The organism is Phormidium sp. CCY1219 (assembly GCF_035615515.1).
Classification (GTDB): domain Bacteria; phylum Cyanobacteriota; class Cyanobacteriia; order Cyanobacteriales; family Laspinemataceae; genus CCY1219.
In genome coordinates, this window is sequence record NZ_JAJENT010000354.1 from 1 (window position 1) to 25,408 (window position 25,408).

Sequence of the window (25,408 nt, forward strand, 5' to 3'; positions counted from 1 at the left end):
CCATATCATCGTCGGAATCTTCCATATCATCGTCGGAATCTTCCATATCATCGTCGGAATCTTCCATATCATCGTCGCCTTCCGACCCTTCGATATCCTCTTGTGCCTCGATGCTTTCGGCGATAACTTGTTCGACTTCCACGAGGAACTCCTGACCTTCTTCCGACTCGCGCCACGCGCGAACCGCATCTAAACTTTGTTCCTCAACTAATTCATCGAGAGAAATTGCCGACCCTGTGGCTCCCGTTACCTGAAATATGATATCGTTATAGTCTTTATCGGAACCTTCGGAGGAATCTACCCGTAAGTCTTCCATCACGAAAGCACTACCATGTCCCGTTAGATCCGCCACTTGTCCCACATGGAAGAATTCGTTGGGATTCGCGGTGGAGAGGGAAAACAGCGGACGTTTGGCACCGGATGCGCCGGGATTGTCAAACAGATCTTGCACCTTGCCATTGGGCACCAGCATCACCGCAAACGTACTGCCCGGTGTCATGGAAACGCTCTTGACGCCTTGATACTCGCCCTCGTTAAAGGCGTCGCCAATGCCTTCGGAAATCTGCGCTCCTTCTTCGGCGTCTCGAATCACCACATGACCGAGTTGCGAATCGGTGAGCGATCGCCGCGCCGCTTCTTTGATGAATTCTTCCGACCCCGGTTCTAGCTCTTCCATTCCCTCGATATCGAACAGGGCCACTTCGCCGTTGCTAAATCCGCCACCGTCATAGAGGAAGTTGAAATTCACTTCGCCACTGTTTCCGACAACAAAGAATCCGGAATCAAACGGTCCGACGGTTTCGGGGATGGTGTCACTGTCTTCGGACCCGGCGAGGTCGTCTTCTGCTTCGGTTCCTTCTATGTCTTCTGAATCGGCGATCGGCTCTTCTGCGGTGTCTTCTTCCGTCTCTTCTGCGGTGTCTTCTAACGTCTCTTCCGCACTCTCTTCTTCCGCCTCTGACTCGTCGGATTCCACCACACTCGGGGCAAGAAATTCCTCGATTTCGCCTTGTAATTGCTCCCCTTCCTCGGTGTCGCGCCAATCGTTCTGGGTTGCAATCATCTCATCCACGTGAATTGCTGTGCCGATCGCGCCGCGAATTTGGAAGATAACGTCGTTATAATCTTTGTCCGAACCATTATCTACGCGCAAATCTTCCATCGCAAAGGCGCTACCTTCGCCGCTGAGGTCGGCAATCTGTCCGATTTGCAATCCATCATCGGGATTCGCGGTTGCTAAGGAAAACAGGGGACGGTTTTCTCCGTCGAGTTCTGGATTGTCTAATAGGGATTCTACGGTGGAGTTCGGGACCAGCATCACCGCAAATTCATCCCCCGGACGCATGGAAAACTCTTTCGGCCCTGCGTAGCTTTCCGCATCGGTATTATGATAGTCGCCGATTAATTCTTCGGTAAATTGCGCTCCTTCGCTCGGGTCTTTTATTACCACATGCCCGTCTTCGCTGTTGCTGAGCGATCGGCGCGCTGCTTCTTGAATAAATTCTGGCGAACCCGGTTCGAGTTCTTCCATGTCTTTGAGGCTGAAAAAGGCCACTTCGCCTTTATATGCCCCGCCATCATAAAGGTAATTTAGGGTAACTTGTCCCGTTTCTCCGACTAAGAATACTCCATAGTCATCACTAATCGGAATTTCGGAATTGGTGGTGGTTTCCACTGCATCATCGGTTTGATTGAAAGTGTTGTCTTCTGGCATGATTCGTCTCCCTGATTGATTTTCGATTCGCATACTTAGCGGCTGTCTCAGCCTTAGATGCTCATCCCCTGATGTCCGATTGGCTTCATGTCAGCCCTCGGTTTTTAATCGCCAAACTGGCTTGATTTCTCAGACTTGTTTGAGAACTTATGGTTCCCGTTTTTTTCAAAAAAAACATGAAAATTTTTGGCTATTTATTTCCCCAACTACACCCACAGCTTTGCTGGGAGTTGATTGGGGGAATATTTTATTTTTCTATCCTCTTAACCCCTTTTTCGGAAGATAGATTTACCCCCGATTATCTGCGTTATTGGCTTAACCCTAGGTTAAGTTAACGTTATGGATGAACCGAGAGTTTTCTCTATTTATAGTTCTAACCGATAGATTGTCAAGAAAACATCAGTTAATTTGCGGAAGTTTTAAGGAAAAATGAAGGGAGTTTAGGGGGAAAGAACCTTTTGCCAAAAAAGCGATCGGTAAATCTACGGAAATTTCCCTGTCATTTTTTTGACAGCAAGTACGGGATGTCGGGGAGCACGCGGGTGGGCCTGGGTTTTTTGACGCGGGAATTGGCAATGGGGAAAGCGATCGTGGGGGGATCCGGGAGGATCCCCCCACGATCGCGACCTAGGGCCTCAGTTCAGCATTAGATCCACTCGATCTGAGCTTGTGGTTCGAACGAGTTGCTAATGACGAACCACCTCCGTGAAGCAATCCCGTTTCTAACCGCTACAGAAAGAGACCGGAAGTTTCTAGAATTTATTGTGTCTTGTTAATTTGTAATTCAGGCAACCTGGTTTCTGACGGGGGTTTGGATTACCGATGCGCGAATACTAAGTCGAAACCCCTCGGTGAGTCGCTTATAAAACTGATGCGCGGCTAGAAGCGCCTCTGAAAGGGTTTCGCGCCAATCAACCCAATGTGGAGCGGGCGATTCAAAGCTGGATGGAAGAAAGGGGTTAAAAGAATTCATCCCCAGATGCGCCCATCAGTCGGGGAGCGATCGCCTCTGTTTGTATAAAAAACAAAACCCCCATCGAATCGCCTTTCCTCCCGTGAATTATACAAAAGAATCCCCCGATTGCAGAGGTTCAACGCCATCCAACCGACAAAATTCTTGAATTGCCTGCCAGATTTCTGGCATCGCATTTCCCAACCCATGCTCGCTGTCGAGTTCTCTGAAATTCACCCAAGGACGAGAGGTGGCAAAATGGCGACTAGCTTGCACCGGAACCACTTCATCGGCGTTTCCATGCAAAATCAACGTAGGAATTTCGCGCGTTAGCGCTCCTTCGCGATACTGTTGTGCGTCGCGGACAAACTCATACTCCAGGGGCAGTTTGCGCCCTTCTCCATAATGATAAACATCGATCGCATTATTTTCCTGCCACTGTCGCACCTGTTGTGCTCCCAATTTCGGCAACCAATACGCCAGAAATTGAAAAGCAGGAGCCAGTAAAATCAACCGTTGAACTTGGGCAGACCCCTGGGCTAACCACATGGCGGTTAAGCCCCCAAAACTCGATCCGATGAGGGTTACGGGTGTGGGTGGGGGCGGAAATTCGGCAGCGACTTGTTGCAGTTGTCGCGTCAAAGTCAGACGAGAAAAATCCCCTTGATTGAGATCGGGAATCTGGAGGTTGATGCCGAGTTCGGAAAAGCGATCGCGCAGATAGGTTGCTTTAGCAGAGTGAGGACTCGATGCAAACCCATGCAAATAAATATAAGTCATTTTCCTGGCTAGATTCATCGGTGAAAATTGTACCATTTCCCAAAAAAGCAGTAAGGACAAGGCAGTGCCCTGTCCCTACGTTTTAGGTAAATTGTTGATGGGTGAAAACTGGCGATCGCGCTTGCCAATTATGGGATAGACTGACCACTGCATGGGGGAGCGATCGCCTCGCATCCGAGGAAAAATTTACGAATTGGCGTTTCCCACATGTGCGCTGAACGAGTCAATGGACAATGACGAGACAGATTTAGAAGTCGTCATCGTTATCGAACATGGGAGAATTACCGCCGCCACGGTTCAGTCCGCCGCCATTACCGGGACGATTTCCCGGGCGGTTGCCGGGACGATTTCCCGAGGGGTTGCCGCGATTGGACCGGCGCTCTTGCATGAATTGAGCGAATTGTTCGCGTTGTTCTGGGGTGAGAACCTTGCGGATGGCCAACATTTGCTCGAAGCGCATTTCGCCCATTTCTTGACGCATTTGCATGATGTCGTTATGTTTGGAGCGCAAATCGCGATCGCTGGCATTGGCGCTCATCATCTGTCGCAAATCGCTCATGGCTTGCTGCATTTGCTCTCGTCTCTGGGTCATTTGGTTTTGGTAGCGATCGCGAATGCCTTCAATATCTTGTTGTTGCTCTGGGGTGAGATTGAGTTGCTGAATCCACCGTTGTTCGCCCCCTTGGGGACCGCGATTTCCTCTTCCGGGACGTTGCGCCACCACTTGTTCGGGCAAAGGTTGTGGAATTGCGTAAGCAGCAGCGCCACTGAGGGCGAGCATTAAAGCGGTTAGAATTGCAACGCGACGTAAAAGCATAAAATTTACTCCAATTTTTCCAATTTTGCCCGGTTAGCGGGCTTGACAAACGTGACAGAGTATGATAATCAAAAGTTCCCCGAGAGTTTAAGTGGGGGAGTGAGGGCAGGCAAGGGGAAAATCACGGCGAGAGATCGCCGACTATTCCGCGATCGCCTCATTGGGGAACAGCCACTCACCTTCCGGTGCATCTTCAAGAACGTTATCCCAGGTATTTTCCATAAACGCCTCTATTTGAGCCAGTTCCGTGGCTGTTTGTGGGGGTGGGGCGAGGGTTTTATAGCTGCCCCACACCAACAGCAATCCGGCAGCGAGGGCGGGAGGAAGCAACCACAGATAGGGTTTTGGCTTCGTGGTCGGGGTTGGGAGAGAGTTGGCAGTGCTTGCCATAATTCGCGCTTCTAAATTCCCTGCCGGTGGTGGGGGTTCGGGGCGATGTTGCTGGAGAAACGCCACGAGACGATCGCGATCGCTGGATTGTTCGTTCATAATTGCACTCCCTGGGTTTGCAAAAATTTCCGCATTGCCGATCGCGCGTGGAACAGACGCGATTTCACGGTTCCCACCGGCACCCCCACGATTTCGGCCACTTGTTTTTGTGGCAGATCGGACAAATCGTGCAATACCAACACCGTGCGATGGTCGAAACTGAGGGTTTCCAGTCCGCGCTGCACTAAATCTTGATAGTGCAAGTGCATCAAATCTGGGGTGGGAGTGGCGGGGTGGCGATCGCCGTGGCTATTTGGTAGTATAGCCGCTATCAATCGCCTTTTTTCCTCACGCTGCTTGGCAAATGCCTGTCGGCGATCTTGCGCCACATTCCAACTAATGCGGTACAACCAGGTAGAAAAATGAGCCGGTTGTTTGAGTTTCGGCAACCCTTTCCAGGCGCGCAGAAACACTTCTTGCTCCAAGTCATCCAGGGACGAAGCGCCGCATAGCTGATGCAGAGTAGAGCGCACCTTGCTGTGATAGCGTCGGTACAGATGACGGAAGCTCTCGCGATCGCCGTGTTGGCAACGCTCTACCAAACACTTGTCCGATGACTCCTCTGTGGATTCTTTCCCTGGCACAGTTAAAATGGTGGTCATGGGGATACAGTTTTGACCCAATCTGGGAATCGGGTAGGAGAATCACAACCTCGGGCATTTTTGCATCCGGATCGAGTTTCCGGAGAAAAATCGCACCGATGAGGTGGCCCTCAAGGTTGTTTGATGTCGCTGGGTTTAGACCGGGGGAGGTCAAAAAAGGTTCAAATGCTCTCGCTCAAAATTTTGAGTTCGCCGCAATCCGCTTCTGATGAGGGGTGAAGTGGCGAGGGGCGAGTGGGAGGATCTGCGCCCGATTGTGCAAATCCAGCAAACCGATATTGCCAGCAAGGCGCAGACGGGCCAGAGAGATGAGAAGCGAGTGGCGATCGCTAATCGCTTCTGCGATCGCATCCGCCAAATCCCTTAGCGTTCGATTCTAACTGAGTAGGCACCCTGGATTGCGATTTCCACCGAGATTTTGCCGCCGAGTGGGGACGGATTTCGGATTGGCGGTTATTTATTTATTTGCTTCGCGGTTGGGTACAAAATCCCCCGGGTATGCCCGCAGATTCTGGTACAGGTCCAGAACTTTGCGGGTATAGAGGGCAATCTCGCCGGCGTTGTAAAGGGAAGGATCCCCCGCCACCCACCACGCAGCAGCGCGACGCACCGCCAAAGCTTCATCGTTATCGCTGAGGGGATATTCCCGACGCAATACGTCCTCCATCACGCAGACCAGAATGTGGCGCGCTTTGGTTAAATCGGCAACAAATTGTTCGGGAGTCAGTTCCTCGCCAATGCACAGGCGAGACCAGCGCGGGATATTCGAGGGTTTGATTTTCCAGGGACTGTACAATCCATCTTCCTCTGTGGTGGTCGTGGGTGCTGCCAACCGCAGCGCCTCCACAAGTGCCACGATCTGGGCGTCGGAGACCTGTCCATGTACTGGCAATGCCCACAACACTAAGCTGGTCAACAGTCCGCCCAGCAATATTCGCATAATTTGCCTCTCATGGTACGTCCATTGATTGTGGCTCATACGGGGCAAACTGTCCATATTAAATGGAGTTTTTTCTAAAACTGGAACAATCTTTCTGTGAATCTAGTCGATTGACGGTTGCTTATTGTTAAATTTCCAGATTCGTAGGCGATCGCCTTCGCCCGATCGCCGCGCTCCTAACCCCCGAGTAATGATGCAATTTTAAAATATCTACAGCAAAATTTTTGATGCTTAAATTTCCGAGTGCGGGTAAAATTTATCTATTCCTTTTTGCGCTGCGATCGCAAATTTTTCTCCATGATTTCCCCCGTTCGGCTCGGCTATTGTGGGGCTCGCCATCGGGTTGGGGGGTTCTCATCTGGCACCACAGTCGAGACTTCTGAGGATGGCGCGCCTCCCCTCGGGAGATTGCGCTTGTTTATCAATCGGGAATTTACACGAGTCAATTCAATGAAATAAAAACCCCCTGTGCGGGGGTAAGAGCCAGGAAATTTCTTTTATTTAATAGTATGGCTCAACCCCAAGGCACTTGTCATCCCCCAACTGGGTGAGGACGGGTTTTCACTGGCCGTTAATTCTTCGCTCTGAAGCGGTTTTTTTTGTGAAAATTATGCGCCTTTTCCCTTTGGGAATTCTCGGGTTAAAGCGGTTGGTTTAGCTGGGAAAATATGCTACAAATCAACCCCATCTGGAAAGGCGATTTTAGGATAAAAATCGCCGATGACCGGGCAGCTGAGTTGTCTGGCGATGGGCGATCGCGCCAATAACAGCCCGGATTCCCCCAAAGCAAAAACCCCAGTCACTATAACTGGGGTTATCCTTTAGCGAGTTCTCTCCCTCTCTCGATACTCTTATCGTGGCATAGAGATTTGAGGTATCTCATCAGCCAAATGGCTTAATCCCTCTCAGCCATTTGGCCGATCGCAGAAAAACGCCCTCCGTGGAATCACTGAAACCCCAAAAAAAAACCCCAGTCTGGGAAACTGGAGTGAAAACAAGCGAAGGTATTTTGTTATCGCAATTATGGGGTTAGGGGTCAAGGCAGATCCTCCGCCAAATGGCTGAATTCCTCTCAGCGTTAGGGCGCAGATGGCTCAAAATCCTTGCCAGGAACCGATCGCCTCGCGATTGTCCAAAAATGACATAATATCTAAAATCTGCAATTTGATTCCCCTGTATGACTCCAATTTTTTTCGCCGACAAAGACGGAACCCTCATCGAAACTGCCAGCGGTGCCCAATATGTCAACCATCCGGAAGACCAACGTCCCCTACCGGGGGCCACGGAAGCGATCGCCCAGGTCGCCACTCGAGGATATGCGATCGTGGGCATCACCAACCAAGCCGGCGTGGAAGCCGGACATAAAACCCTGGAAGATTGCATCCAGGAAATGGTCTATCTCCTCCACCTATTCCCGAAAATGGACTGCATTTTTTTCTGTCCCAATTTTAAAGGCCACACCTGTTACAAGGTTTGGTTACAAAAGAGCCACTATCGGGTTCAATCCTACGAGAACGCCACTTATGCTTCCGCGTTTCGCAAGCCGGGATGGGGAATGTTAGAGGTAGCCTTAAAAGAATACCATGCCGATCCATCGGCATGTTTTATGACCGGCGATCGACCCGAAGATTGCGAAGCGGCTACCGCTGCTGGGGTGACATTTATCGACGCCCAACGCTTTCGCCAGGGCGCAGCCGATGACCTATCCCAGCCCAATTCGCCTACGGCTTAATTCTCCCCCAAAACTGTCAATCTATTCCACAGTTACAGTCACGATCGCAAAAATTTCTGTATTATCGATAACTCCCTCAATGTAGTGGGCATTCTTCCCCCATCCATAAACCGGCACCGGATCCGCCGTATGTCCGGGAGTAGACCAAGACACCTGGGGAAATTCTCCCTTTCCCCGATTTTCTAACACATTTAATCCGCCAGTTTCGTGGTCGGATAACACGATAATTAAAGTATCTTTTCTCCCTTTTGCCCAGTCAAATGCCACCTGCACGGCTTTGGCAAATTCCACGGTTTCGGTCACGTTCCGTTCGATATTATTCTGATGACCGGCATGGTCGATTCTGCCCCCTTCAACCATTAAAAATAACCCATCCGGGTCGTTATCCAATATCTTTAACGCCGTGGCGGTCATCTCTGAAAGATGGGGTGCAGAACCGAGTCCGTCAAATTCAAACGGGAGATGACCCTCGGCAAATTGTCCGGAAACCCGGGTGACGCTTTCGGTGTCCATCGCCGCCATTTGTGGCGCATCGGTAATGACCTTGTAACCCGCTTCTTTTGCGGTAGTTGGCGTCATTCCTTCCGCTACTCCGCCAAACAGAACTTCCGGACGAGTTTGCGTTAAATAATCTTTCGCGATCGCCGCTTCGTTGTAACGAGAAATTTCGTGCGCGCCAAATGCGGCGGGAGTCGCATGGGTAATAGTGGTTGTGGTCACTAACCCGGTACTTTTCCCGCGTTCTTGCGCGTATTCTAACAAGGTTTTCAGTTCGGTTTTGTCCCCGGGAATCGCAATACTAATCGTTTCATTGTTGACTTTCATCCCAGTGGCGATCGCGGTTCCCCCCGCCGCCGAATCGGTTATCTGATGGGATGCGGAATGAGTGGTCATTTGAGCTTGGTAGGGAAAGTCCTCAAATGACAGGCTGCCGGCTTCCCCATTGGCATACATTCCCGCCGCTTTTACCTGTTCGACTCCCATGCCATCTCCAATTAACAAAATGACATTTTTCGGCCTCCCCGTTGAACGGATGCAGGCGGTATGCGTCAGCAGAATCACCGCAAAGGCGAGGGATTTTCGGGTAAATTGGCCGAGGGTTATTTTCATAGTTTGCGTTCCGATTTTCAATGCCCGGTGTGTATCTTTAGGATGCCCAAAAAACGGCGGATTGCGCGAAGCAAAAGTTTAAATAATCTTTAATTTTTGCAGCCTCTTATCCTTTCCACAGAAGATCCAGAATCAGGTATGCAGAAAAACCGTTTTGAATTTGCCCATGTCGGCGGGTTTGGTGGCAAAAACTCCCCCTGACCCAGGGGCGGTTTCATGGGCTGTTGCTTGACGAGGGCAATTGGCTGCGATCGATTTGCATCACCACCGGTTGGCGCGCATTTAAAATCAGTCCGTTGTGCCGTTTTAGCAAAATTAATTGCGAGATAGCAAGCAGGACAATTCGCACGATAAACAAAGAGGGATAACAAATAATATGCCTTTTTTTGGGAAACGGTGCTTTGCGAACCAGTGCTTCGGCTAGTTTATATCGGCAGCTTTTTTGACCGCGTTTGGAAATTTGGTAAAATTTGCCGGGAAGGAAATCGCCCCCATTGGCCCAAAAGGCATAGCGTTCTCCCAAGGTAAAATAATGAAATACATTGTTGGCGGAGGAATTGGCAATTAATTTAGGGGAAATTCCCAAGGGATTAAAGGTGACGGTAGAGCGAATTAAATCGGGATAATACGCGGCGATTTGCTGGGCGATTTTGCCGCCCAAACTTTCGCCGGTGACATCGGCGGGTTGGTGACGATCGCGATAGTGTTTCAGCCAAGCGATCGCCCCGGTGGTTTCGGTGGAGTTGAATTGGCGTTCGAGTCGGGCAAAGAACACATCGGGGGTGTCTTCCAACACGCGATCGACGGGATACCAAGACCCAAATCCCCGAATCACTAACACCGGGGGAAAATTGCGGTGCAAGCAAACGCGACCTTCGGCATAAAATCCCGTGGGAGGGTCTTCAAATACGGTTTCCACTTGATAGCCGCCGCGAAGGATTTGCCCGGGTTTATGGCGCAGATAAATGGAAGGGTCGTTGGATTTGAGGGACCAATCCACTGGGGGTTTGGTAAATTGTTCGTAGAGGACGTCCAGGGCATGTCTGCCGGTGATAGGATCCACAAGGTTCGATCCGGTAGCGCTGACCGGACCGCCGGGGATGAAGTCGGCGCGATCGCCCTTGGTTTGTCTCGGTGTGGGTTTGGAATCGTCTGGTCTCGGAGTCACCTGGGGAGTTCCCTCGGATTTTCTCTAGATTTGAGTCAATCCTATCGCATTCCAGCCGCAGGTGAAGCCCTCGGTTGGGGTGAGGGGTGGGGTGGAACCCTGCGCCCCACCCGAAGAGGGAGTTACTGCGGTTGTAAGACGGAACCGGAACTGAAGCGATCGCGATCGTGGGGTTCCATCAAGTTCGTCACATCCGGGCCGCTGGGAATAATGCCCCCAGGATTGAGCGGAAATAAGTTTCCGTAGTAGTCGCGCTTCACGCTTTCGATATTGCAAGTATCGGCTACTCCCGGTTGCTGATACAAGTCGCGCAGATACGGACCGAGGTTGTCGTAGTCGCGAATCCGCCGCCGATTGCATTTAAACAGTCCGTGATATACCACATCAAAGCGAAACAGGGTGGTAAACAGCCGCACATCAGCTAAAGTGAGTATGTTGCCACAAAGATAGCGACGGGTTGCCAATGCGGCGTCGATTTCATCTAAGGTGGCGAATAACTCGTCGCACGCTTTATCGTAAGCGGCTTGGGTTTGTGCGAAGCCGCAGCGATAGACGCCGTTGTTGACACTCTGGTAAATCTTTTCGTTCCAGGTATCGATGTCTTCGCGCAATGATTCCGGGTACAGATCCAGTTCTGGGTGAGTGGCAAATTCGTCAAACTGAGCGTTAAGCATAACGATAATTTCGGCACTTTCGTTATTCACGATCGCCTGTTGCCGATCGTCCCAGAGTACCGGCACGGTACAGCGACCATTGTATCCCGGTTGTGCCAGTTGGTACAGTTCCGGAAGGGTGTGGCAACCTTGTTCCGGGAGATCGAGTACCCAAATGCCCTCATTCGGCGAGGGAGAGACCACCGAAACGGCGATCGCATCTTCGAGACCCTTGAGTGCTCTCACAACCAATGTGCGATGCGCCCAAGGGCATCCCAAGCCGACAAACAAGCGATAGCGCCCGGATTCCGGGGGGAAGGGGTTCCCCGCTTCGGTTCCGATCGCGCCTCTAAACTCACTGGCGGGGCGAACGTAGGATCCGTCGCGATCGCGAGGAGCCATTTTCGACATCATTATCTGCCACATGGTGGTCCAGACAAATTTTCCCAGTCGAATGATATACTTAGATGGCAGGGATTTCCCTTTTTTCCGGTGGGCGTTGGCGCTTGGGCGATCGGGATGTGCAGACTGATTGGATGGTGACATAACTGGGGCAAATTAACGATGACTGAATGGATGAAAACCGAGAGAGTTTCAGAGCTTTTGCAGGCTGAAATTCCCGGCGATCGGGGTTGAGTAACCCCGGTGGTTTTTATTATAATGGATGAATTGCAGGCCAAAAACCGCACGCCCGCTTTCCCGAAACCAGAGGCGCGGGTTCATCTCCCCGCTTGAGCTAACCCTTCACCGACTCAACAGGCGAATTAAAAATTTTTTAGAATGACGCGCTTCGGCGAGAAAGGCGAGGGTACTAAGCAGGTAGCCGAAAACGAACATCCCCACCGGAATGAAAATGGCGGAGTCGAAGTGAGCTTCGGCGATCGAGGAGAGGGCAAATAACAAGCCAAATCCACCCACGGCGACCAGCCAAACAATCATAAACACGAGTACGAATTCCTGCAATTGCATGCGAATGATGACTTCGCTGCCAGTATAATGACGGTGGATTTCCCCGTGAATGATGGGCAAAAAGGAATTGCGGTATTTGATGATGCGGCTGATGCGAAACGATCGCTCGTTGACAACGCCTTGATAGGGTTTCTCGGAACGCTGCCACCGCCATCTCACCAGTTTAACCGGTTCGACCACTTCCGAGAGTCTTTCTCGGACTTCCTCGGGAGTCAGGGTGGTGGTAATCGCAAACTGTTCGCGGGGTACAAGCATGGTGGGTAATTCTCCGGTGGCGATTTGACGGTTCGCAGGCGGGCGATCGCAACCCGGGTTTGGCACATTTTATGGTGCGCGGGAAAAACGCGATCGCTTCGGTTCCTCCCCCCGGGGTTAACGGGGTGGGTAAGGTTGGAAAGCTCTCAACTTTTCACCCCTGATTTGGAAAGCCGATAGAATAACTCAAAGGAATAATTTAAACTACACCAATTCGGAGATTAAGTCAATGAGTTTTAACAATTTGCAATGGCTTTTTGCGATTGCCGTGACTTTGCACAATCTTGAGGAAGGCTTGTGGTTTCCGCAGTGGTCTCAGAAATTCAGTGGATGGCCTCATCCGGTGGGGAAATTTCCCTTTCGATTGGCCGCGATCGTCTTAACGGGACTGGCCTATTTTCTGGCCTATTTATCCGCTTTAGGCGGGAAAGGCAGTCTCGGGGCTTATTTGCTGGCAGGGTATGGGTTTGCCATGTTGGTAAATGTGTTTTTTCCCCACGCGATCGCCACTGCCCGTTTCCGCCAATATATGCCCGGTTTGGCAACCGCGCTGTTGTTGAATCTGCCGATTACTGCCACTTTGTTATATCGTGCAGTTACCGAAAATTATGTGGAATTAAAACCCTTAGCCATCGTCGCTATACTTGTGGCTTTAACCCTAGTTGCATTAATTCAGGGATTATTTAAGGTCGGCAAGGGAATTGAGAATTTGCAATTATTCACTAAATAAAATAACCGTCGGAGGGTAGGCATTGACCACCTGAAATCTATAATGATTAATTCGCCAGACCAATTGCCAGAGTGGCACAGCAACGGCGCGGTGGTTGAGTGGCAGTGTCTAGACTAAACTGAGAAAGTTCCCCAAGCTTCTGCAGTGGCGGATCCACCGCCACGAGTTCGATGAGCGCCCATCAAGGTCTCCGATGTGACGATCGCGGGGCGCAGAGGCGAGAGGAACTCTCTCAACAGCACGGTTGATGCTGTTTTGAGGCAACAGTAGTACATTTGGGTATAGGAAAACTCCGTTATCTGGCGATCGCGTGGTGGCGATCGCTTTTTCTTTGCGGGCAAGGGGCGAGGGTATCCCTCAATACCCCTAGCTTCACTCGGCAAATATTCCGAAAGATAGAGTGGCAATTCTGTCGCAAGATTGACAGTTTTTTCTCAAAAGGTCCGCTACAGTAGAAGCATAACTTACCGCACCCACTGTGGTGCAGATAAAACAGACCGCCAAAGGTCTTTTCAGTAAATCCTTATTAATCCCATCCCGTCAGAGGTTCTCTGGCGGGATTATAATTTGCGGCGAGATTGCCCCCCTGGGGCGCGCCCCACGCATCCTGACCCCAGGGGAGACCCGCAATCGGTTTTCCCCCTCGGGGGTTGCCTTCAGGCTTCCACCAAGGCAAACTGTTTTTGGCGATAGGTTTGCTGACAGGGAAACGGCTGTTCGATAAACCAATGTTCGCCGCCCTGTGCGTTGAGAGAAGACACTTGCGAACCGGCGCTTTCAAATGCGCCATGCATGCAAATATTCCCTTCATGGTCGCACAAAATCCCCTGGGCCGTTTCCAGGGTAAATTGACCTTGGTGACGCTGGCACAACAGTCTGACGCGCCCTTCGCGGGAATGGGGGGACAAAGAGTCGCTCACGCCTCCCGCAGAAAAGAGTTTGGCAAAATCAAACTCGGCGCGATCGCGGCACCATCCGCTGTCAATAGCATGGGAAATTACCTCGGGATGACGCAAGTCTCCCGCATTTCTGATGCTCAAAGCGTTAGAAATCGATCGCGTTTTTTCGGTGACTCGTTGCGCCACCCAATATTGTCCCGCCGTTTCTAATACCCAGGCTTCATCTTTATCGGCAATGAGAAAAGAATTGTGATAATTCATGGCGAAATCTTCGGCACAATTGCCCCCTTGACCGTATTTTTCCAGCAAGTCGGTGATGACTTCGAGCGCCGCAAAAGCGGTTTCGCCGCGTTCTAATCCTAAGCGGACTAAATCCATGCCCAGCAGTCCGCTATTTTCGTAGGGTTCCACGGTCCAAACCGCTTCGTTTCCAATCGCGACGCCACATTCATTCGCGCCCATTTCCGCCCCCCACATCCAGCGCGGTTGGGAAAGAATTACCGCATGGGTTGTTTCCACTTGCGGAATTTTGAGATAGGTGCAGTTCACCCAAGGGTCGGAGTGGGTGGTGGCGGGAATGACGATAACTTCTTGAATTTCTCCGGCGGGGCGATCGCTGTTTTTCCCGAAGATAACATCTCCGTTGACGGTGGCATCGGGTAACGCCACAAAGGTATCGCACATAACAGATTCTCCTACAGATGGGTGGGTTATTTTATTTTGTCATAAATTTCCCCCAGTGAGGAGCATCCCGGAACCACTCTCGCGGTTTTGGATTCGGCGGGAATTTAGGCAGGGTTTGCGGTCTTGACGCGCGGCCATTATCGCGCTAGATTGAATGCAAAATTGCAGGAGCGGGTTGGAATGAAATATGTAAAGGCGGAGGAGTCGGACTATCCGACATGTCCTCACTGTGAGGCAAAAATCATGGAGGTGAAATTTAAAGACCTTTTTGCAACCAGTTGGTTAGCCTCTCGCAAGTTAATCTTTTTTTGTCCGAGTTGCTCGAAAGTGTTGGGCATTTCCGATGCCGATCGCGCTTAAGCGGTTGATAGGGAAGGAGACATTCGCGATTCCGAGGGAGCAATAGCGGCGATCGCGCTATTTTGTCATTGCAACTTCATAGAAATGTCATGGTGATGTCACAGGGTCTCGCTACAGTGAAACATAGCAGCCAAAGATTTGTCTGCACTCCCTGTAACAACAAAACTCCCCTTCACGCGAAGGGGTTTTTTTTATGACCAAGCTCGATCGCGCCACCTCCATTCCCTTCACCCCCTCAGCAACCGAGTTAACCGAGTGGGCTCATATAGTATAACCTCGTTGCCTCACATATACTTCTGACAAACACAATTAGTCCGCGTAGGCGAACTTAACTTGCCCAGGCGCGATTTCAATCCCCCGCCTAAATATACTGTTCTTTGCCCCAATAAATTACAAATTACCAACAAAATGCAGGTAAACCCGATCGCGGTAGGGGGAGTTTCGGGAACTCCAGTGAAAACGGGAACGGGAGTGCCACCCCCCAAAAATTAATCTTACCTTAACCTCTGCCAGAAAGCGGCAAACAGGGAGTAAAATCGAGGCGCTACAATCGTCGATAATAGTCCGGAACACGGAAGACACTCGCCTATGGATCCCACAGAAAAATCAGCCATGTCCCCCACCCTGAGAGGAGAAAGTGCTCTGGCGGCCATTGTTTTTACCGACGTAGAGTCCTTTACCCCAAAAATGGCAGCGGATGAAACCCATACCCTGAGTTTAATCCAGCGGGATTTCGATTTAATGAACAAATATTGCCAAGAATTTGAGGGGCAGGTCCTCAAATCTTTAGGCGATGGATTGTTAATGTATTTCGTCAGTGCAGAGAAAGCCGTAAAAAGCGCCATTGAGATCCAAAAACAACTGATTTGTGCGGCAGAAAAATTAAGCGATCGCGACATACTCAAACATCGAATCGGCATTCACTTAGGCGATGTTTACTTCAACGGGACCGACGTGATGGGCAATGGCGTCAACATGGCGGCGCGACTGCAAACCTTAGCCACGCCGGGGGGAATTTGCCTATCCCAAACCGTCTACGACGTAGTAAAAAATCGCTTAAACATGAGCGTCACCTACCTAGGGTTGAGAAATCTCAAAGGCATTACCGAATCGGTTCCCGTTTACCAAATATTACCCCCCGCTTCTTCCAAAGCCACCCTCACTCAAAACGTATTCATATCCTATCGCGCCCAAGACCCCGATCGCGCCCTCGCCCAAGAATTTTCCCAAGCCTTAGCCGCCGCCGGACATCACACCTTTATGGCTGGCGAAAGCATTAAAATCGGCGAACATTGGGCCTCGCGCATCGATCGAGAACTGCAAACCTGCGATTACTTATTGCTGCTTTTGTCCGAAAAATCCGCCACCAGCGAAATGGTCACCGAAGAAGTGAGGCGCGCCAAACAACTGCGAGACACTCGCAACACCAACCAACCCACAATTCTCCCTATTCGGGTTAACTTTTCCCTAGATTCTCCCCTAAATTACAACCTGCGCGGATACCTCGATCGCATCCAGCAGCGCCAGTGGAATTCCCCCAAAGACACCCCCAACTTAATCGAAGAAGTGCTGCAGCTTCTCGCCGCCGGCGCAACCCCAGAAACCACCGAAGAAATCCGACCCGTAACCCCGCAAACCTGGGACAGTTTAGACAAACCCCCCATGCCCGTAGCGGTTCCCGAATTACCCGAAGGGCAAGTAGATTTAGCCTCAGTCTTTTATATCGATCGCCCTCCCATCGAAGCGCGCTGTTACGAAACCATAATTCAACCCGGTTCCTTAATCCGAATTAAAGCGCCGCGACAAATGGGAAAAACCTCCCTCATGGCGAGAATTTTGCATCATGCAGCCAAAGAAGGCTATCGCACAGTACCCTTAAGCTTTCAACTTGCCGATGGCAAAGTTTTCAGCGACCTAGACCGATTTTTAAAGTGGTTTTGTGCCAGCGTGGGGCGTCGCCTGCGTTTACCCAACCAATTAAACGACTATTGGGACGAAATTTTTGGCAGCAAAGATAACTGCACCGCCTATTTTGAAGAATATCTCCTGGAAAATATTTCCACCCCCCTCGCCCTGGGTTTAGATGAAGTAGATTGCATCTTTCAACATCCCGAAATTGCTGCCGATTTTTTTGGGTTATTGCGCGCGTGGCATGAAGACGCCAAAAACCGCGACATTTGGAAAAAACTCCGCTTAGTCGTGGTTCATTCCACGGAAGTTTACGTGCCGATGGATATCAACCAATCCCCGTTTAATGTAGGATTGCCGATAGAATTGCCCGAATTTACCCCGCAGCAGGTTTATGAATTAGCCCGATTGCACGGACTGGATTGGCAAGCCAACCAAACTTCGCAATTAATGGCAATGGTAGGCGGGCATCCCTATTTAGTTCGGTTGGCGCTTTATCACATTGCCCGCCAAGATACAAACCTCACCGATTTGTTGCAAAATTGCCCCACCGAAGCCGGACTCTACGGGGACCATTTGCGACGGCATTTGTGGAATTTAAAACAGCATCCGGAGTTAGCCGCTGCAATGGAAAAAGTCGTCAGTGCGGGGTACGCGCCGATGCGCTTAGAAGCCACCACTGCATTTAAACTGCATAGCATGGGATTAGTGCATCTGCAAGGAAATGACGTAACGCCGCGCTGCGATTTGTATCGGCAATATTTCCGCGATCGCCTCGATTATAGCGAGGCGCAGCAGACCCACAGTTAAGGCAAACCATCAGCAAAAACCGAGGCGACCATGACACAATCCGAGTATCAAGTTGGCGGTTCCCTGCCCGTTAATGCATCCACTTACGTGCGGCGTCAGGCGGATGAAGACCTGTTTCAAGGGTTAAAAAAAGGCGAATTTTGCTACGTACTCAATTCCCGCCAAATGGGCAAATCTTCCCTGCGGGTGAGAACCATGCAACGACTGGAAGCTGAGGGATATGCTTGCGTAGCAATCGACCTCACCCGCATCGGTTCCCAGCAGGTGACCCTCGAGCAGTGGTATGCGGGAATGGTGCGAAATATTTGGAGTAGTTTAAACCTCTCCCAAACGGTCAATGTACGCCGCTGGTGGCGCGATCGCGACTCCCTCACCCCGATTCAGCGCTTGAGCGAATTTCTCGAAACCGTGGTATTAGCTTCGATTTCCCAACCCATCGTGATTTTCATCGATGAAATCGACAGCATTCTCAGCTTAAACTTCGCCATTGATGATTTTTTTGCCTTAATTCGCGCCTGTTACAATCAGCGAGTAGACCACCCGGCGTATCAACGCTTAACCTTTAGTTTGTTAGGCGTCGCTACCCCTTCGGATTTAATTCAAGACAAAACCCGCACCCCGTTTAATATCGGTCGCGCTATCGAATTATTTGGGTTTAAAACCGAAGAAGCCTGGCCCTTAGTTCCCGGATTGGCGGAGAAAATCGACCCTGCGCCGGAGGTGCTAGCGGCAATTTTGCACTGGACCGGCGGGCAGCCTTTTTTAACCCAAAAAGTCTGTAAAATTGTATTGGGAAATGCCCAATCTGGTTCTGGGGAAAGCAGCAAAATTGACCATCCGGGGGAGTGGGTGGCGCAGTTGGTGCGATCGCGAATCATCGAGAATTGGGAAGCGCAGGATGAGCCAGAACATTTGAAAACCATTCGCGATCGCCTGCTGCGAAACGAACAGCGCGCCGCACAGTTACTTGGGGTGTATCAGCAAATCTTACAACAGCAGGAAATTAAAGCCGATGATAGTACGGAACACATGACCTTGCGGCTATCGGGATTGGTGGTGCGCCGCGACGGAGTGCTGCGAGTTTCCAATCCGATTTATGGGGCAATTTTCAATCGCGACTGGGTGGAAAAGCAGTTAGGAAATTTGCGTCCCTACTCGGAAGCGATCGCCGCTTGGTTAGCCAGCGATCGCTCGGATGAATCCCGCCTATTGCGCGGAAAAGCCCTGCAAAATGCCCGGGAGTGGTCGAAAGGAAAAAATTTGAGCGATCGCGACTATGAATTTTTAGCCGCCAGTCAAGAATTAGAACTGCAAGAAGCGCAAAAAGAATTAGAAGCCAAACGCCAAGCGTTGGAAGCGGATCGGGTAAAAAAGGCGTTAGAAGCAGAAAAAAAAGCCAATCAACTGTTAGCGCAAGCGCAACAAAAAGCGATTCAACGGTTGCGCTGGGGACTGGTGGGACTGACGATCGCTGCATTGTTGGCGGCGGTATTAATTGTCTGGACCGATCGCACCCTAAAATACTCGCAAAAACTGCTAAAATCTGCCACCCGACTGGAGCGATCGGGGGTGATGACTTGGCGAGAATTTGAAGCAGGGGGAGCAAAATTGGACGCTTTAATAGCGGCGATACAGCAGGGGCGAGAATTGAAAGCCTTAGCGGGCACAAACTTGCCCCTACAGGCGTATCCGGCGATCGCCCCCCTGTTGAGCTTGCAGAAAATGCTCGATCGCATCGAACCGACCCCCGCGCCCCTGATTGCCAATTCTACGCCCCTCTCGAGCCTCAGTTTCGCCCCCAGAGTCACCGAGGCGGGGATGCTGGCGACTGGGGGACGCGATGGCATTGTGAGATTGTGGACCTTGGGTGGGGAGGCGATCGGGCAGTTTCGCGCCCATCAAGCGCCGATTTACGAAGTCGCCTTTAGCCCCGATCGCAAGTACCTCGCCACCGCTAGCGCTGACGGAACCGCCCGCGTGTGGACCATTGAGGGGGAACCGGTAAGCGAGTTGAAAGGGCATGCCGGAGAAATATATAGTGTGAGTTTTGGCCGCGATCGCCAGCATTTGGTCACCGGGGGAGCCGATGGCACCCTGCGAATCTGGCGGATTTCCGGGGAAAGCGAAGTAGAAGCGATCGCGCACAAAGCCAGCGTGCGAACCGTTCGTTTCAGTCCCGACGGACAATACATTGTGAGTGCTGGAGACGATGGCATGGCGCGACTGTGGAAGCGCAATGGCGAACCGATCTATCAGTGGACCGGACATCAAGGCCCGATCCACAGCGCGAGTTTCAGCAGCAACAGTCAATTTATCGCCACTGGGGGAGCGGATGGCACCCTGCGCCTCTGGTGGAACCGATCGCCAAAGCAGCGATCGCAATGGAAAGCCCATGAAGGAGAAGTCTATCGCGTCAGCTTCAGTCCAGACAGCGAATGGCTGGCCACAGCCGGTTCCGAGGGCACGGCGAAGGTGTGGGACCGCGAAGGCAACCTGCTGGCAGAATACTCTCACTCGCACATTAACAGTCTCGCCTTTCCCCCCCCGTATTCCGCCGCCGATCCCCCTCAACTCGTCACCCTCGCCAAAGATGGCACGGTGCAACTGTGGCAAATTCACGGATTAAACGCACTGCTCGATCGCGGATGTGCCGCGCTCGGCCAAACCGACCTTTCCCGCGATGCACTCACCCAACTCTGCCCCGAGGCGCAACCCACCTCTCTCACTCCTTAGCCCGCGTAGGAGCAGCTCGGTCCGGATTTAGCCCTACCCTGACCCAGGGTTTTTTCACATTATATCTCTCCTTCCAATTTGGGTAATTTCAGCAACACGCCGACAAAGAACCAGTAAAGGATGTTTATCGGTGTTATACGCAGGGGATTGTAGAAGGGAAAAACGGTGATTACAACCAGAAAAATCCAGAAACAGATGCCATAACTGCGCCATCTTTCATCGCGCAAAGAATACCACGATTTAAAGGTAAGATAGAGAAGGGCAAAAATCCAGGACAAAAACGCCAGTATGCCCAACGGTCCGATTTCATAAAGTAATTTACCGTGGTAGGATTCTATCAATCTTGTCGCCCCAAAGATGCGCGCAGAATTGGTGGCGCGACCCAATCCTTGACCCAGCAATCCAATATTCTCTTGAACGATCCAATTAAACTGCTCGTAAAGCCATTGAGGGGGTGGGGCATATTGCCAGCGCCCGATTAAACTTTCCACGCGGGCTTGAAAAAAATCGGGGGCGATCGCCAACGCGATTGCGAACATCAGGGCGATAACCGCGCCCACGGCGATCGCCCGTTTGGCAGTGCTTAACGTCACCGCCAGCAAAATAATCCATGCAGTGGGAACCAAAATCAGGGCCACTCCCTGACCGGATAAAAGAGTGGCAATAAAGATACAAATAATCGTTCCGATGCCAATGATTCGCCAGAGTTTTGACGGTTCGCTGAGTGTAGAGGCAAAGCTAAAAAATGCCGTAGAAATCAGAAACCACGCCCAAGTAATGGGGTTTAGAAACGTACCGGGTAAGTCGATCGCGTTGTGCTGGGGACTGTAAAACAGCGCGCCGCCGACAAAACAGCGGGCATCTAAGGAGGCGCGAAATAAGTCTTCTCCCGCCAATTCGTTGGTATTTTGGCACACTCCGGCGCGCAGCATTCCATACTGAATAAAGCTGAGAGTGCAGCAGACGATCGCGAGAATTAGAAGCAAGCGGGTTAGAAACAAAAAGTCGCGGCGATCGCGCATCAACCAGTAGGCACAAACCATCAGGGGACAGTATCCCAACAGCGCTTTTCCCCCCATGAGTCCCATCATTAACGGTTGCTCGTTTTCCGCCAGAGGTTCGACGAATTGTTGCCACCCATTCACCGACAGCAGAGTGAGCAAACAAGTAGCCAGCAACAGTCCGAGAGGCAGCATCAAAACTTTTGGATGGGGGAGGGATTTTCCCTGCTGAAAATTCCGCAAAAATAAGGCGATCGCCGCCGGAATGTAGAAAAAATCAACCATCCAACGCCACAGCATATTTCCCCCACCGATGCCATAGGTGACAGTTCCCGCAAAGGGCATGTAAATCAGCATTGCCCACACGCCGGCGCGCGGATAGCGATAGGCTAAACTGATGACCGTGAGGGAGGTCAGCGTTAATAATCCGAATTGGGGATAGAGGAACGCGACGATTAGGCTAATTCCTCCAATTATTCCGAACCATGCTATCAGTTTTTTATCCGGCATTTTTGCTATCGTTGGCTCAATGTTCTTATGCATTGTAAGCTCCCTTTAACCACCCCTTTCACCCGGTTTGCTGACGTTAGTCAAGCGCTTGTCGCTGCTAGAGGAGTATCCATAGGCGATCGGGTCTGAGGGATAGTTTTTTAGGCATTGGTGCCCTAAGCACTTAGGCAAAATAAGCAAGCAGGTTTTCACTCGTGAACTCGTTTAACTCGTTCCCAGGCAGGAGCCTGGGAACGAGTTAACGCTTTTGATGAGGTTATAACCATTAAAAAATAGGCTGGTTTGTAGCCAGCCTACGAGAAAATTTAGCTCATCAAGCCCTTTTTTCAACGGGAGACCTATACACTTCCTTCTTGGGGCTTGAGCCACTTGGTCAAGGTGGTATTGATAGAGTTTCCGATTTGCTGCTTCAAGCGCCAAGACGCAAATGCCTTCTCGTAATCTTCGCCCTTAAGCTCGTAAGTTCTCCAAACCTTGAGGGCCAGGAACAACCCCCACAAGAAAACAATCGGCAAAGACCAAGTAAGGGCGTGAGCTGTGGCGAGGTTCAACAGCACCAAGAAGGAATTAACGATTGCATAGCGAATGACATTGTTTTTCAATCTCGTGCTGCGGAAGGTATCGAATGCTTGCCGTTCCTTAAACTCCCCGTGATGGGCGAGCCACTCGTGTTCTGCTTCGGCGAGACGATCGGAAGAAATGCCTAATTCATTGGCCATTTCCACCAATTGAGAGCGGGAGAATTCGCCCTTATCGGTTTTGCGAGCGATCGCTAAATGCAAAATTTGCTGGACATCTTCTTGTGCGTAATAGTCGGCCATTGTTCGTTACTTAATAAAATACCGATAGATTTTAAACAGTAGAAAAACTCTACTGTCATTTGTTTATTCTATTGTAACCCGTTCGAGGAGAAAAGTCAGATTGATGGTGTACGGGTGACTCTCCCCGATGGAAAGGCAAGAGAGTGGGGAAAAATAATGTAAGGTAACGCCGCTGTCGAGCATAGTGGCGAAGCCGCGATCGCCCGTTGGGATACGGGAATCCGCCCTAGAAACGCCCGGAGTATGGACTCAAGCGCACCATACCAGCCGCGATCGCCCCTCCTCGCCTTACCCCAAACCAAGAGAATTTGGCGAGAAAATTTTAAACGTTCCTTTCGGAAATTCCCAAATTTTTCTACAGTAATGTATGAAGTCAGCTAAAAACCCTTTAAACAACACTTTTCCCAAAACTCAGAGTCAACCCTAAGCTGAACGTTATCCCTATTTTGCCCACCGGAAACTCATTACTATGCCAGTCAACCATACCTTTCTTTATTCTGCAGCCCTAGAATATGCCATCGATCGCTACCCGCCGATCGTTCCTCCAGACACCTCCCTCGAAGACATCCTCACCCTGATGAGTCAACTGCGAAGTAGCTGCCCGTTGCCCGTTTCCAATTCCACCACCGACCCCAAAACCGCCCCCTCAGTGCGAGCAAGTTGCCTCCTGATTCTCGAAGGTGCAACCCCGGTATCCGAGCAACTACAGACCCTTTGCGAAACCGGTCAACCATCTGCGGTTCCTACAGAGATTTCCCCGCGCAATATCGGAATTTTCACCGAACGAGATATCGTGCGGATGACGGCGGAGGAAATCGACCTCAAACAGGTAAAAGTTGGAGAGGTAATGACCTTTCCCGTCACCAGTTTGACCCAAACCAATTCGGAAGATATTTTTACCGCTCTGTCTTTATTTCGCCAACATAGAATTCGCCATCTCCCCCTATTTAACCAGGAAGGTGAGTTATTGGGAATTGTCACCCCGGAAAGCATCCGACAAGCCTTGCAACCGGTGAATTTGTTTACCAAATTGCGCTATGTGAAAGACGTGATGGCGTCCCAGGTCGTTCACGCCCCCGAGACAGCCCGGGTGTTAGATTTAGCCCAAATTATGGCCAGGGAACGGGTGAGCTGTGTGGTGATTTGTCAGCAGGGCGATCGCGAAAATTCTGCCACATCAAACCCCACAATTCCCGTGGGAATCGTCACCGAACGCGATATCGTCCAATTTCAAGCCCTGCAACTGGAAATGGCAAAATTGCAAGCCAAAGATGTAATGAGCGCCCCGTTATTTTGCCTCAGTCCAGAGGATTCCTTGTGGTTCGCCCACCAAGAAATGCAGCGGCTACACGTGCGACGGCTGGTGGTATCGGGCACTTCGGGAGAACTCCTGGGCATTGTTTCCCAAACTAGCTTATTACATGCATTAGGTCCGACAGAAATGTACGGCTTAATTGAAGGATTGCAGCAGGTGGTAGAAGACCGCACCCAAGAATTGGAACAAGCAAACCAACAATTGCGCCATGAAATCGAAGAGCGCAAAAAAGCCGAAACCGCACTACAAGCCGCCCACGATAATTTACAAGAACTGGTGGAAGAACGCACTGCAGCTTTGAAAGCCACTAACGAACAGCTCAAACGCGATATTCAAGAGCGTCAGCGCGTGGAAGCTGCTTTGCGAGAATCCGAATCCCAACTGCGCCAACAAGCCCGGGAACTCGAAGCGGCGATCGCCGAACTGCAACAAACCCAATTCCAGCTCATTCAAGCCGAAAAAATGTCCGGTCTCGGTCAACTTGTCGCCGGGGTTGCCCATGAAATTAATAACCCAGTTAACTTTATCTATGGCAACCTTTCTCATGCCAATCAATATATTAAAGATTTACTTGAATTGATAGACCTTTACGAGGAACATTATCCCGAACCCGTCCCGGACATTCAAGACTTCATCGAAGACCGAGACCTAGAATTTCTCGTCAGCGACTTGCCCAAACTGCTCGCTTCCATGCAAGTTGGAGCCGAACGCATTCGCAATATTGTTCTGTCTTTACGCAATTTTTCCCGCCTGGATGAAGCGCAAATGAAGCGCGTGGATATTCACGAGGGATTGGATAGTACCCTGCTGATTCTTCAGCATCGTCTGAAAGAAGTCTCGGGAACGTCAGAAATTGACATTATTAAAGAATATGGCGACTTGCCCCGGGTGGATTGCTATGTCGGTCCGCTCAATCAAGTGTTTATGAATATTCTTAGCAACGCGATCGATGCTTTAGAATCGGTAATCGGTTCAAATGACAAACCACAAATGACCCATGACCAAGGACAAAAAACCATTCGCATTTCCACCGATCGCCTGGGAAGCGATCGCATTGTTATTCGCATCGCCGATAACGGTCCGGGGATGAGCGAAACCTTGCGCCGCCGCATATTTGAACCCTTTTTTACCACGAAACCCGTAGGGTCGGGCACGGGATTGGGATTATCTATTTCTTATCAAATTATTGTAGAAAAACATGGCGGTCGATTGGAATGCATTAGCGCTCCATCCCGAGGTTGCGAGTTTATTATCGAAATTCCCGTGCAGCAATCGCAGCACAACCAATCTTTATTCTCTTCTTCTCAGTTTAAATCTAAAAGAAAGAACCGGAAGAATTAAAAGTTGAACCTAAAAAATGAGACTTAAAAATTTATCTCGATTAGCGCCATGCGATCGCCGACTTGCCAAGGGGGAATTTCTAGCCGTCCGGTGCTTTTTCTGACGAGGCTAGCGG

General features: G+C 50.7%; 21 protein-coding genes. 7 read left to right on the forward strand and 14 right to left on the reverse strand.

What is annotated here, in order from left to right; translation table 11 throughout:
- The 5 genes from LKK83_RS06370 to LKK83_RS06390 all read right to left on the reverse strand — a co-directional run.
- A partial coding sequence (locus tag LKK83_RS06370; RefSeq protein WP_324630123.1) for a DUF4114 domain-containing protein occupies positions 1-1,714 on the reverse strand: 1,714 nt, incomplete at its 3' end.
- 1,060 nt (positions 1,715-2,774) lie between these two features.
- The gene (locus LKK83_RS06375) at positions 2,775-3,446 is read right to left on the reverse strand and encodes a YqiA/YcfP family alpha/beta fold hydrolase (RefSeq protein WP_324630125.1); all 672 of its coding nucleotides are present in this window, start codon (positions 3,444-3,446) and stop codon (positions 2,775-2,777) included.
- 247 nt (positions 3,447-3,693) lie between these two features.
- Positions 3,694-4,263, reverse strand: coding sequence for a Spy/CpxP family protein refolding chaperone (locus LKK83_RS06380; protein WP_324630127.1), 570 nt, complete (start codon positions 4,261-4,263; stop codon positions 3,694-3,696).
- A gap of 141 nt (positions 4,264-4,404) precedes the next feature.
- Positions 4,405-4,752 (reverse strand): hypothetical protein, encoded by a 348-nt coding sequence (locus LKK83_RS06385; RefSeq protein WP_324630128.1) that lies wholly within the window; start codon positions 4,750-4,752, stop codon positions 4,405-4,407.
- Positions 4,749-5,354 (reverse strand): sigma-70 family RNA polymerase sigma factor, encoded by a 606-nt coding sequence (locus LKK83_RS06390; RefSeq protein WP_324630129.1) that lies wholly within the window; start codon positions 5,352-5,354, stop codon positions 4,749-4,751. The genes LKK83_RS06385 and LKK83_RS06390 overlap by 4 nt, the downstream gene beginning before the upstream one ends.
- Before the next feature lie 208 nt (positions 5,355-5,562).
- Here LKK83_RS06390 and LKK83_RS06395 point away from each other — a divergent pair, with 208 nt between their 5' ends.
- Positions 5,563-5,721: a hypothetical protein gene (locus LKK83_RS06395; RefSeq protein WP_324630130.1), complete on the forward strand. Its 159-nt coding sequence runs from the start codon at positions 5,563-5,565 to the stop codon at positions 5,719-5,721.
- Positions 5,722-5,811: 90 nt separating this feature from the next.
- Here LKK83_RS06395 and LKK83_RS06400 read toward each other — a convergent pair whose 3' ends face one another.
- The gene (locus tag LKK83_RS06400) at positions 5,812-6,294 is read right to left on the reverse strand and encodes a hypothetical protein (RefSeq protein WP_324630131.1); all 483 of its coding nucleotides are present in this window, start codon (positions 6,292-6,294) and stop codon (positions 5,812-5,814) included.
- A 1,177-nt stretch (positions 6,295-7,471) separates the two neighbouring features.
- On the opposite strand from LKK83_RS06400, the gene LKK83_RS06405 reads away from it, so the two are divergent.
- Positions 7,472-8,026, forward strand: coding sequence for an HAD-IIIA family hydrolase (locus tag LKK83_RS06405; RefSeq protein WP_324630132.1), 555 nt, complete (start codon positions 7,472-7,474; stop codon positions 8,024-8,026).
- Positions 8,027-8,047: 21 nt separating this feature from the next.
- Here LKK83_RS06405 and LKK83_RS06410 read toward each other — a convergent pair whose 3' ends face one another.
- From LKK83_RS06410 to LKK83_RS06425, 4 genes are all read right to left on the reverse strand, one after another.
- Entirely contained in the window at positions 8,048-9,136 is a 1,089-nt protein-coding gene (locus LKK83_RS06410; protein ID WP_324630133.1) for an alkaline phosphatase, read from the reverse strand.
- 214 nt (positions 9,137-9,350) lie between these two features.
- On the reverse strand, positions 9,351-10,304 hold the full coding sequence (locus LKK83_RS06415) for an alpha/beta hydrolase (protein WP_324630134.1): 954 nt from the start codon (positions 10,302-10,304) through the stop codon (positions 9,351-9,353).
- A 122-nt stretch (positions 10,305-10,426) separates the two neighbouring features.
- Complete coding sequence (locus LKK83_RS06420; protein WP_442957288.1) at positions 10,427-11,503, reverse strand: glutathione S-transferase family protein; 1,077 nt, start codon at positions 11,501-11,503, stop codon at positions 10,427-10,429.
- A gap of 198 nt (positions 11,504-11,701) precedes the next feature.
- Entirely contained in the window at positions 11,702-12,247 is a 546-nt protein-coding gene (locus LKK83_RS06425) for a hypothetical protein (protein ID WP_324630135.1), read from the reverse strand.
- A gap of 163 nt (positions 12,248-12,410) precedes the next feature.
- Here LKK83_RS06425 and LKK83_RS06430 point away from each other — a divergent pair, with 163 nt between their 5' ends.
- Positions 12,411-12,911 carry an HXXEE domain-containing protein gene (locus tag LKK83_RS06430; protein ID WP_324630136.1) on the forward strand — a complete coding sequence of 167 codons (501 nt, stop codon included), beginning with the start codon at positions 12,411-12,413 and terminating at the stop codon, positions 12,909-12,911.
- A gap of 113 nt (positions 12,912-13,024) precedes the next feature.
- Here LKK83_RS06430 and LKK83_RS06435 read toward each other — a convergent pair whose 3' ends face one another.
- A complete protein-coding gene (locus LKK83_RS06435) occupies positions 13,025-13,318 on the reverse strand; it encodes a hypothetical protein (protein WP_324630138.1) in 294 nt (97 codons plus the stop codon).
- Between the two features lie 249 nt (positions 13,319-13,567).
- Entirely contained in the window at positions 13,568-14,494 is a 927-nt protein-coding gene (locus tag LKK83_RS06440; protein WP_324630140.1) for a C69 family dipeptidase, read from the reverse strand.
- 180 nt (positions 14,495-14,674) lie between these two features.
- Between LKK83_RS06440 and LKK83_RS06445 the strand changes: the two genes are divergently transcribed.
- The 3 genes from LKK83_RS06445 (at position 14,675) to LKK83_RS06455 (ending at position 20,305) form a co-directional block, all read left to right on the forward strand.
- Positions 14,675-14,854 (forward strand): hypothetical protein, encoded by a 180-nt coding sequence (locus LKK83_RS06445; protein ID WP_324630141.1) that lies wholly within the window; start codon positions 14,675-14,677, stop codon positions 14,852-14,854.
- 588 nt (positions 14,855-15,442) lie between these two features.
- Positions 15,443-17,572 (forward strand): AAA-like domain-containing protein, encoded by a 2,130-nt coding sequence (locus LKK83_RS06450; protein ID WP_324630142.1) that lies wholly within the window; start codon positions 15,443-15,445, stop codon positions 17,570-17,572.
- A 30-nt stretch (positions 17,573-17,602) separates the two neighbouring features.
- Positions 17,603-20,305 carry an AAA-like domain-containing protein gene (locus tag LKK83_RS06455; protein WP_324630143.1) on the forward strand — a complete coding sequence of 901 codons (2,703 nt, stop codon included), beginning with the start codon at positions 17,603-17,605 and terminating at the stop codon, positions 20,303-20,305.
- A gap of 59 nt (positions 20,306-20,364) precedes the next feature.
- Here the strand turns inward: LKK83_RS06455 and LKK83_RS06460 are convergent, their stop codons facing one another.
- Positions 20,365-21,849 (reverse strand): O-antigen ligase family protein, encoded by a 1,485-nt coding sequence (locus LKK83_RS06460; protein ID WP_324630144.1) that lies wholly within the window; start codon positions 21,847-21,849, stop codon positions 20,365-20,367.
- A 305-nt stretch (positions 21,850-22,154) separates the two neighbouring features.
- Positions 22,155-22,637: a 2TM domain-containing protein gene (locus LKK83_RS06465; protein ID WP_324630145.1), complete on the reverse strand. Its 483-nt coding sequence runs from the start codon at positions 22,635-22,637 to the stop codon at positions 22,155-22,157.
- Positions 22,638-23,106: 469 nt separating this feature from the next.
- Between LKK83_RS06465 and LKK83_RS06470 the strand changes: the two genes are divergently transcribed.
- Positions 23,107-25,293 (forward strand): CBS domain-containing protein, encoded by a 2,187-nt coding sequence (locus LKK83_RS06470; protein WP_324630146.1) that lies wholly within the window; start codon positions 23,107-23,109, stop codon positions 25,291-25,293.
- Positions 25,294-25,408: the final 115 nt, after the last annotated feature.